This window comes from Rhizobium sp. PRIMUS64 (assembly GCF_023006465.1).
GTDB classification, from domain to species: domain Bacteria; phylum Pseudomonadota; class Alphaproteobacteria; order Rhizobiales; family Rhizobiaceae; genus Rhizobium; species Rhizobium leguminosarum.
In genome coordinates, this window is the sequence record NZ_JALBGX010000199.1 from 1 (window position 1) to 9359 (window position 9359).

At 62.2% G+C, this 9359-nt stretch carries 10 protein-coding genes and 1 pseudogene; 1 reads left to right on the forward strand and 10 read right to left on the reverse strand.

Annotation, left to right across the window (positions count from 1 at the left end; genetic code table 11):
• From MOV76_RS36775 to rsfS, 5 genes and pseudogenes are all read right to left on the reverse strand, one after another.
• Window positions 1-254, reverse strand: a pseudogene (locus MOV76_RS36775) (divergent polysaccharide deacetylase family protein); the annotation flags it as partial.
• Window positions 255-331: 77 nt separating this feature from the next.
• Window positions 332-1654 (reverse strand): S41 family peptidase, encoded by a 1323-nt coding sequence (locus MOV76_RS36780; protein WP_017995549.1) that lies wholly within the window; start codon window positions 1652-1654, stop codon window positions 332-334.
• Window positions 1644-3044, reverse strand: coding sequence for a murein hydrolase activator EnvC (locus tag MOV76_RS36785; protein WP_131702795.1), 1401 nt, complete (start codon window positions 3042-3044; stop codon window positions 1644-1646). Before MOV76_RS36785 ends, MOV76_RS36780 begins: the two co-directional genes overlap by 11 nt.
• 187 nt (window positions 3045-3231) lie before the next feature.
• Complete coding sequence (rlmH, locus tag MOV76_RS36790) at window positions 3232-3714, reverse strand: 23S rRNA (pseudouridine(1915)-N(3))-methyltransferase RlmH (RefSeq protein WP_247266395.1); 483 nt, start codon at window positions 3712-3714, stop codon at window positions 3232-3234.
• Window positions 3715-3832: 118 nt separating this feature from the next.
• Entirely contained in the window at window positions 3833-4276 is a 444-nt protein-coding gene (gene rsfS, locus MOV76_RS36795) for a ribosome silencing factor (protein WP_003589592.1), read from the reverse strand.
• A gap of 210 nt (window positions 4277-4486) precedes the next feature.
• Between rsfS and MOV76_RS36800 the strand changes: the two genes are divergently transcribed.
• Window positions 4487-4864, forward strand: a complete 378-nt coding sequence (locus MOV76_RS36800; protein ID WP_018244112.1) for a winged helix-turn-helix domain-containing protein — start codon at window positions 4487-4489, stop codon at window positions 4862-4864.
• Here MOV76_RS36800 and modC read toward each other — a convergent pair whose 3' ends face one another.
• The 5 genes from modC to MOV76_RS36825 form a co-directional block, all read right to left on the reverse strand.
• Window positions 4865-5932: a molybdenum ABC transporter ATP-binding protein gene (gene modC / locus MOV76_RS36805; protein ID WP_130653306.1), complete on the reverse strand. Its 1068-nt coding sequence runs from the start codon at window positions 5930-5932 to the stop codon at window positions 4865-4867. It lies immediately after the preceding gene.
• Entirely contained in the window at window positions 5929-6630 is a 702-nt protein-coding gene (modB, locus tag MOV76_RS36810) for a molybdate ABC transporter permease subunit (protein ID WP_130653305.1), read from the reverse strand. Before modB ends, modC begins: the two co-directional genes overlap by 4 nt.
• 110 nt (window positions 6631-6740) lie before the next feature.
• A complete protein-coding gene (gene modA / locus MOV76_RS36815; protein ID WP_247266396.1) occupies window positions 6741-7532 on the reverse strand; it encodes a molybdate ABC transporter substrate-binding protein in 792 nt (263 codons plus the stop codon).
• 526 nt (window positions 7533-8058) lie between these two features.
• On the reverse strand, window positions 8059-8721 hold the full coding sequence (locus MOV76_RS36820; RefSeq protein ID WP_018448365.1) for a nicotinate-nucleotide adenylyltransferase: 663 nt from the start codon (window positions 8719-8721) through the stop codon (window positions 8059-8061).
• On the reverse strand, window positions 8696-9359 hold a 664-nt coding region (locus MOV76_RS36825; protein ID WP_247266397.1), incomplete at its 5' end, for a glutamate-5-semialdehyde dehydrogenase. The genes MOV76_RS36820 and MOV76_RS36825, both read right to left, overlap by 26 nt.

The following is a 9359-nucleotide window of genomic DNA, read 5'->3' on the forward strand; positions in this document are numbered from 1 at the left end:
GGCATGCCGTCGGCCGCTTGGCCCGTGGTGGCCGTCGGCGGCTGAGGCGTATTGGCAGGGGGCGTTGCGGCTTGTTCGGCGGCCGGCGGTTTGGTGCGTTCGAGCCCATCGCCGCGAAATGCCGTATAGAGGGAAAAGCCGCCTATGGCGAAAAGGCAAAGACTGGCGGCGATGCGGCCCAGGCGCAGAAAACCCGGACGCTTGCGGCCGGCTTTGCGGTTGCGGCCCAGGGGCGTATGCAGGTCCGTTCCCAATTTTTCGCCCGCTCCAAAACCGGGAAACAGCAGAAAGGGTCAAGGCCGGGCGAGGTGCCCGGCCTTGATGTGATCGACTACTTGGCGACGACGGCCTTGTCTGGGTTCGGCGGGAAGGCCGGATCGGTCTTCTTGCCGCGCAGAAGGTCGAGCGCGTAGTTCAGCTGAACGTCGTCCTTCGGGTCCGGCGGGACATAGGCGACGGAGCCCGAACCTTCGTCGGTCTCGCTCTGACCCTTGATGTGGCCGCGCAGGCTGGATTCGCCTTCGGTCACCATCTTGCCCTGCAGTTCCTGCGGCAGCGGCTCCTCGACCTTGATGTCGGGGGTGATGCCGGTACCCTGGATCGAGCGGCCCGACGGCGTGTAATAGAGCGCCGTGGTCAGGCGCAGCGCGCCGTTTTCGCCGAGCGGGATGATCGTCTGGACGGAACCCTTGCCGAAGGAGCGCGTGCCGAGAACGGTGGCACGGCGCAGATCCTGAAGAGCGCCGGCGACGATTTCCGATGCGGAAGCCGAACCGCCGTTGATCAGCACGATCACCGGCTTGCCATCCGTCAGGTCGCCCGGGCCGGCATTGAAGCGGCGGGTTTCATCCGGATTGCGGCCGCGGGTCGAAACGACTTCGCCGCGCTGCAGCAGGGCATCGGAGACATTGATCGCCTGATCGAGCAGACCGCCCGGATTGAGGCGCAGGTCGAGAACATAACCCTTCAGCTTGTCGGCCGGAACGGTGTCCTTGATCTTCTTGATCGCCTTTTCCATGTCAGGATAGGTCTTCTCGGTGAAGGAGATGATGCGGAGATAACCGACATCGTCCTCGACACGCGACTTGACTGCCTGGACGGCGACGACGTCGCGGACGATCGTCAGCTCGATCGGCTTGTCGGCACCCTTGCGGATCAGCGTCAGCTTGATCGGCGTGTTGACGGCGCCACGCATCTTCTCGACGGCGTCTTCCAGCTTCAGGCCACGCACGGACTGGCCGTCGATCTCGGAGATATAGTCGCCGGCGAGAACGCCGGCCTTGGCGGCGGGCGTATCGTCAATCGGGGTGATGACCTTGACGAGTTCATCTTCCATCGTGACTTCGATGCCGAGGCCGCCGAACTCACCCTTGGTCTGGGTGCGCATGTCCTCGGCGTCCTTCGCATTCATGTAGCTCGAATGCGGATCGAGCGAGGAAAGCATGCCGTTGATGGCGTTCTCGATCAGCTTGTCTTCCGCAGGCGGCGTCACATATTGCGCACGCACACGCTCGAAGACATCTCCGAAAACAGACAGTTCCTTGTAGGTCGAGGATCCGGCCGCTTCTGCCGGCACACCCGCCGAGTAAATGACGCTCATTGCGGTCGCACCCATCAATGCGCCGACCAGAACAAGAGAAGCCCTACGAATCATTGCGTGCCTTTCCAGTGTCTTTGGCGGTCCACCACGGCCGGGAATCGACCGGTTTACCGTCCTTTCGAAATTCAATGTAAAGCGTTGGCCGGTTCGTTTCCAGCGCCAATGCAGTTGCGCTTGCCACTCTTTTCGCGCCCATCACGGCAAGTGGCTCGCCGGAGAAAACGAATTTTCCCTGACGGGTATTGATCGTATCCATTCCCGAGAGAACCAGGTGGTACCCATCGCCCGCGTCGAGGATGATCATCTGGCCGTAACTGCGAAATGCGCCGGCGAAAACCACCAGGCCATCCGCAGGCGCCGTCACCACCGTCTCCGGATTGGTGGCGACCGTCATTCCCATGGCCTCGTGTCCGGTGCCGTCGGCATCGCCGAACTGGCGCAGGATATCGCCCGTAACGGGCACCTCCAATTTCGCCTTCAATTCTCCGAAGGGATATGCGGGCGCAATGCGGTTTTTATCGGGCACACCGCTGTCGGCGAGAGCCTTGGCCTGGGCGCGTTGCTCGTCCGTCATAAGCTTGCGGTTCTCCTCCGCCTGGCGGGCGGCAGCGGCAGCATCCCGCACCGAAGCGATCTCGGATTCCATCGAGGCGACGAGGCCTTCAAGGCTGGTCGCCTTGCCTGCCAGCTCCTCGGAACGTTTCCTTTCGGCCGCGAGTTCGGCGGCATTGCTGCGGCTGAGCTTGTCGTTTTCGGCAAGCAGCAGGTCCATGCGCCGCTCTTCCTCGATGCCATCAGTCATCGTCCCGGTCAGGGAGGCCTTCTCGGCGGCGCTTGCAGTCTGCAATGCGGCGAGGCTTGCGAGGTCTGCGGCAAGCTTGTCGGTCTCCTTGCGGATGCCAGGCACAACGGCGCCGAGCAGAATGGCGCTGCGCACGGAGGCGAGCGCGTCATCGGGGGTGACGAGCAAAGCGGGCGGCGGGTTGCGGCCCATGCGCTGGAGCGCTGCCAGCACCTCGGCCAGCAGGCCGCGGCGCTCGTGCAGGGAACGGCGGATGCCATCCTCCTTGACGCCGAGATCGGCAAGCTTCTTCTCGCTTTCGAGGATCTGCTTTTCGAGCGCCTTGCGGCGGGCGGCGGAATCAATCAGCGCCTGGCGGATGCTTTCGGTGCTCTTTTCGAGATCGGCGATGCTCTGCTGAAGCGCGCTCACCTTGTCGGTGGAGAGGCTGATCGTCTTCGACAGGGTTTCGAGTTCGGCACGGGTCTGATCACGCTTGGCGGCAAGTTCGGCGGCCGGATCGGGTGGCGCCGGCTCGGCTGCCGGCTGCGGGGCAGATTGTGCCGCCTCGGGCGCGGCCTCCTGCGCCCGGACGACGAACGGATTTGCCGACACGACAATCACCGCCACACCGACGCCGGCCGCGATAGCCGGGAGGATCATGCGGTATCGCCTGGTGGATGCTCTCGTCATGCGTGTTGGGGCACTTTCTCAAATCGCGCGGAGACTAAGCTGATTTGATGCGCTTTGCCATAACGTTTGCAGGAGAACGGGTGGCCAAGCAAACACGGCTGCGTGACATTGCGACGCATTGGCCGACGCTTTGCCGACACATCGGGCCGATGCGGCATCAGACACGGTGATAGGGGTGACCAGACAGGATGGTGACGGCACGATAGAGCTGCTCGGCGATCAGCGTGCGCACGAGCTGGTGCGGCCAGGTCATCTTGCCCAGGCACAGCGTGGCGTCGGCACGGTCGTAAAGCGAAGGATCGAGGCCGTCGGCACCGCCGATCGCGATGGTGAGCTCGCGTTTGCCCTGGTCGCGATAGGAGCCGAGCAGGTTTGCGAAGGCTTCGCTATCAAGCGCCTTGCCGCGTTCATCGAGAAGAATGAGGATGCTGCCATCGGCAAGCGATTTCAAAAGCATCGCTGCCTCTTCGCCTTTGCGGGTCTCCGCATTGGAGGCACGGCTTTCGGCAACTTCGGCAACACGGGTGAATTCGAGGCCGACGGCAGGGCCGGCCTTGGCAAAACGGTCCAGGTAGCGGGCCACAAGATCCTTTTCGGGGCCGGACTTCAGCCGTCCCACCGCAAAAAGACCTATTCGCATTCATCCGCTCCCGCTCATGCTGCACTTCGGGCGCACACTACGCCACCGGCCGGTTTGTGATGTTTTCCGGCCAGCCAATGCCACGTCTCAGGCGCCGGACAAGATGCCGGCACGCCTGTCAGTGCCGTGTTTCTTCATCCATATCCGGAGCCGCCCACATCTTTTCGATGTTGTAGAACTCGCGGATTTCGGGACGGAACACGTGCACGATAATGTCACCAGTGTCGATCAGGACCCAATCGCCGCCTTCCTGACCTTCGACGCGGGCCGTACCGAGGCCGTCGTCCTTAAGGTCGGTGAGCAGGTGATCCGAGATCGCCATGACATGCCTGTTCGAGCGGCCGGAGACGACGATCATGTAGTCTCCCAGCGCCGATTTTCCGGCAATGTCGATGGTGACGATATCTTCCGCTTTGGAGTCCTCGAGGCTGGCGAGGACGGTTTCTAGGGCACGGGCGGCGGCATCGGCGCCACGTTCCGCACTCTTCGGGATAACGGCGAACGTTTTTCCCTTGGCGTGTACTGTTGTCAGTGCTTTCCCTTTCCTGGAATGACAAACTATGCACAACACAGATCCGATCGAGACCGGATCATGGTTAAGATAGGCATCAAACGATTAATGTTTCAAGACATGCTAAGGTACGGAACGGCCGAAAATCCGATCTGCCGTTCGAATTGAAGTATTTGGCTGCTCGGGGCGGCCTCGTGCGGGCGGTGTACAGTTTCCATGCCGCAGCGTAAAGTGCGGCAAATTCCACGATCTCCAGATTCAATGACCGACTCAGCCGCAAAAACACTCGTGCCCGTCCTGCGAATCAGCTTCCCGGATGAGGATCGCCTCGGCCATGGCAAGATGGAACTGCTGGAGCATATCCGCCAGACCGGATCGATCTCGGCGGCGGGGCGGGCGATGGACATGTCTTATCGCCGGGCATGGCTGCTGGTCAGCGAGATGAACCGGATGTTCTCTGAACAGGTGGTGGAATCGCAGCGCGGCGGGCAGAAGGGCGGCGGCGCGGCGCTGACGCCGTTCGGCGAGGAATTGCTGGCGCGTTTCCGCCGGATGGAAAGGACGATGCGCACCAGCCTTGCCGAAGATCTCGCCTGGCTCGAGGGCAAGCGTAACCTGCAGCAGGGCGAGCGCGGCTGATCAGGCCTCCAGGGCAACTGTCTTGATGACGGCGAAGACCGCCCTTCCCAGTCGAAGATCCAGACGCTCGCAGGACAGTGTGGTGATCCGGGAAAGAATGATATCGCCGCCGCAATCGAGCCGGATTTCCACCGTTCCGTCCTCGGTCGACGACATCGCTTCTATCCTTGCTTCCAGGATATTCAGCGCGCTGAGCCCCTCGGGCCTTGCGGTCGCCAGCATGACATCTCGGGAGGGAATGCGGATGCGGACCGATTTGCCGGGCGCAAGGGCGGCACCGGGAATATGGAGCTGGCAGGATTTCAGAGCGATAGTCGACAGGCGGTGAAGCGCATCGAAGCTTTCCACCGTGCCTTCCAGCAGCGCGCCCGCCTCGCGCCGCTCGGAGGCGGCGGAGGGGCGGCTCAATATGTCGATCGCGGGGCCTGTCGCTTCCACCTTGCCGTCGCGCATGACGACGACCTGGTTTGCCAGCCGCGCCACCTCGGCGATCGAATGGCTGACATAGACGATCGGGATGTCGGTTTCGTCGCGCAATCGCTGGAGATAAGGCAGGATCTCGGCCTTGCGCGCATCATCGAGGGCGGCGAGCGGCTCGTCCATCAACAGCAGGCGGGGCGAGGAGAGAAGCGCGCGGCCGATGGCGACGCGCTGCTTCTCGCCGCCTGAGAGTTTCGCGGGGCTGCGTTCCAGCAGCGTCTCGATGCCGAGCAGGTCGACGATGTGATCGAAGCTCTCGCCGCGCGCGGTTCTCGCCGCGAACCATCGGCCGTAGAAGAGATTGGCGCGAACGCTGAGATGCGGGAAAAGCCGGGCCTCCTGGAAGACATAACCGAAGCGGCGGCGATGTTTCGGAACGAAGATGCCGGTTTCGGTTTCCGTCAGGGGCTCGCCGTCGAGGACGACGCGCCCTTCGTCCGGGCGGGCGAGGCCGGCGATGATGCGGATCATCGAGGTCTTGCCGGAGCCGGAGCGGCCGAACAGCGCGGTGACGCCGCGCTCGGAGGTGAAGGCGGCATCGAGCGAAAAGGCCCCGAGCCTCTGTTTTGCCTCGACGATCAGCGTCATTCCGGATCGATCCTCCGGCCGGCGAGACGGGCAAGGAATTCGGAGGCGAGCAGGGCAGCCATGGAAATGACGATGGCGACGAGCGTCAGGCGGAGCGCGCCGGCATCGCCGCCGGGCACCTGGGTGAAGGTATAGATCGCCGACGACAGCGTCTGGGTTTCGCCTGGAATGTTGGAGACGAAGGTGATCGTCGCGCCGAATTCGCCCATCGCCTTGGCGAAGGAAAGGATCATGCCGGCGATGATGCCGGGCAAAGTCAGCGGCAAAGTGATCGTCAGGAAGACCCAGACGGGGCCGGCGCCGAGCGTTCCTGCCGCCTCTTCCAGCTTGCGGTCGACCGCCTCGATCGACAGGCGGATGCTGCGCACCATCAGCGGAAAGGCCATGATGGCGCAGGCCAGTGCAGCACCCGTCCAGCGGAAAGACAAGACGATGCCGAAATACTGGTCGAGCAGGCTGCCGATCGGACCGCGGCGGCCAAACAGGATGAGGAGAAGAAAACCGGTGACGACCGGGGGCAGGATCAGCGGCAAGTGAACGACGCCGTTCAGCACCGATTTACCCCAGAAGCGGCCGCGTGCAAGCAGCAGGGCGACGAGGATGCCGAAGGGCAGGCTCGCCAGCATGGCGACAATCGAGACGCGCAGGCTGAGCAGGATCGCCGTCCATTCCTCATCGCTCAAGCCCAACATGTCCAAATGCTACGGTCTCCCCGGGAAATCGAAGGCTCGCCGAGGCGAGCCCTCACGCTAAGCTGCGGCCGACGATTCCGCAATCATTTCAGCCCTCAATCACTTGGAAGCCCAGATCATTTCAGGATGGTGAAACCCTGCGCCGTGAAGAAGGCGGCCGCCCTGTCGGATTTCAGGAAGTCGAGATAGGCGGATGCATCCGGGTTCTTGCTCTCGGCGAGGATTGCGATCGGATAGATGATCGGCGGGTGGGAATCGGCGGGGAATGTGCCGACGATGGCGACACCCTTATCGGCCGCGGCATCCGTCTGATAGACGATGCCATAAGGCGCTTCGCCGCGCGAGACGAGGGCAAGGGCGGCGCGCACGCTTTCGGCGCCGGCGACTTTGCTTTCCACTGATTTCCAGACGCCGAGCTTTTCGAGCGCGGCCATGCCGTATTTACCGGCCGGAACCGATTTCGGCTCACCCATGGCAAGCTTGCCGCCACCGAGGAGTCCTGCGAGATCGAAGCCCTGCTTGATCTCGACTGGCTTTGCCTTGTCCTTTTCCGCCACGAGCACAATCTTGTTGCCGAGCAGGTTGGAGCGGGTATCGGCCTTGATCAGGTTCTTCTTGGCGAGATACTCCATCCAGTCGAGATCGGCCGAGATGAAGACATCGGCAGGAGCCGCGTTTTCGATCTGCTTGGCCAGCGCCCCGCTCGCCGCATAGGAGGCGACGGCGTCCTTGCCGCTTTCCTTTGTCCAGGCGGCATTGGCGGCGTCGAGCGCATTCTTGAGGCTCGCCGCCGCAAAGACGGTGAGCTTTTCGGCTGCGGCGGCAGGCGTCGGAAGCGCTGTCGCGGCAAGCCAGAGGGCCGAGATCGCGGCGGTTGCCAGTTTCATCCATTGGCGACGGTTTTGCATGATTATTCCCCGGGGTTCGAAATATTGCGACGAATATAACGAGCCACACGCCTTGGCTAGGGATATATCCAAGAAAATATAACCGTATTGGGCGCTCGCGTTCGCAGCAGCGCAATGTTCACGCATTCGTGAGGTGCATGGCTTCCGCCGAAAGTGAGATCAGCAGGGTGAAAATACCTGGGAGTCAGTTTGCAAACCGCAAGGACTCCCGGCGGCCGGGACCAGTTCCTTAATTTTTGCTAATAAAAACGGCAATGGGGAAGCCAAATTCACCTCGAGATTTGCATCCTATGCATTGCTGCAATGCACCAATCGATATTCACCTTTTTGTCGAATATGATAAAACATACTCATCGACACGGCTTCTCCTCCTCCCATAGCCGTTCGATAGGGTCGACAACACTCCTCCTCCCAGTTGTCGATCGAGTTTATAAGCCCGACGGATCTCCTCCCCCGTCGGGCTTTCTCGTTTTCGGGATCTTATGAAATCAGGCCGGCGCATGCATCTTGCCGGGCGCGCGGCGCTCTATTCGGCGTCGCCGTGCGACGAGCCGTTGCGGATTGCCGTCGAACTCAGGCCGGAGCGCGGTCCGTGGATGAAAGTCCAGGCCGGCGCACGCTTCTTCCAGAGAACACGCGCGTCATCCTCATCGACACGGGCGAAATCGAAGGTCCTGGCCATTTTCGAGGAGAGGAAGGAGAGCGTCGCACCCGGCCGATCGATCACCGCGATCGGGAAAGTGCGGGCAATCTCCTGCCATTTCTGCCACTTGTGAAAGGTCTGCAGGCTGTCTGCGCCCATGATCCAGATGAAATGCACATGCGGATTGCGCGCCTTGACGCGGGCAAGGGTGTTGGCGGTGTAGCTAACGCCGAACGTCTGTTCGAAGGCGGTGACCTTGACGCGCGGATCGGCGGCAACACGCTCGCTTTCGGCAATGCGCTCGGCAAGCGGAGCGAGCTGGTTGCGGCTCTTCAGCGGATTGCCGGGTGTGACCATCCACCAGAGCTGGTCGAGGCCGAGCCGCTTGATGGCGATTTCAGCGACGAGCGCGTGGCCCTGATGCGGCGGATTGAACGAGCCGCCGAACAGACCGACGACCATGCCGCGCTCGCTGTGCGGCATGCGGAGATAGTGCCGGTCCACATTCTCGGTCGTCACGTCAGGGCCGCGTCTGTCCGGCACCATGCACCCGATATTTGAAAGAGGTGAGCTGTTCGACACCGACGGGGCCACGGGCATGCATCTTGCCGGTGGCGATGCCGATTTCCGCGCCCATGCCGAACTCGCCGCCATCGGCAAATTGCGTCGAGGCGTTGTGTAGCAGGATCGCCGAATCGACCTCGGTGAAGAAACGCGCGACGACCTCAGGGTCCTCGGCGATAACCGCCTCGGTGTGGTTGGAGGAATATGTCTGGATATGGGCGATGGCGCCCGATATGCCGTCGACAACGGCGACCGAAATGATCGCGTCGAGATATTCGGTCGACCAGTCCTCTTCGGTCGCGGGCTTCATGCCGGGTGCGACCTTCAGCACCGTCGGCGAAGCACGGATTTCGCAGCCGGCCTCGGTCAGAACCTCGAGCAGCGGCGTCAGATGCGTGCCGATCGCGGCGCCATCGACGAGCAGGGTTTCGGCCGCGCCGCAGATGCCGGTGCGGCGCATCTTGGCGTTGACGATAATCTTTTTCGCCATTTCGATATCGGCCGAGGCATCGACATAGATGTGGCAAAGGCCTTCCAGATGGGCAAAAACCGGCACGCGGGCCTCGCTCTGCACGCGGGCGACCAGGCTCTTGCCGCCGCGCGGCACGATGACGTCGATC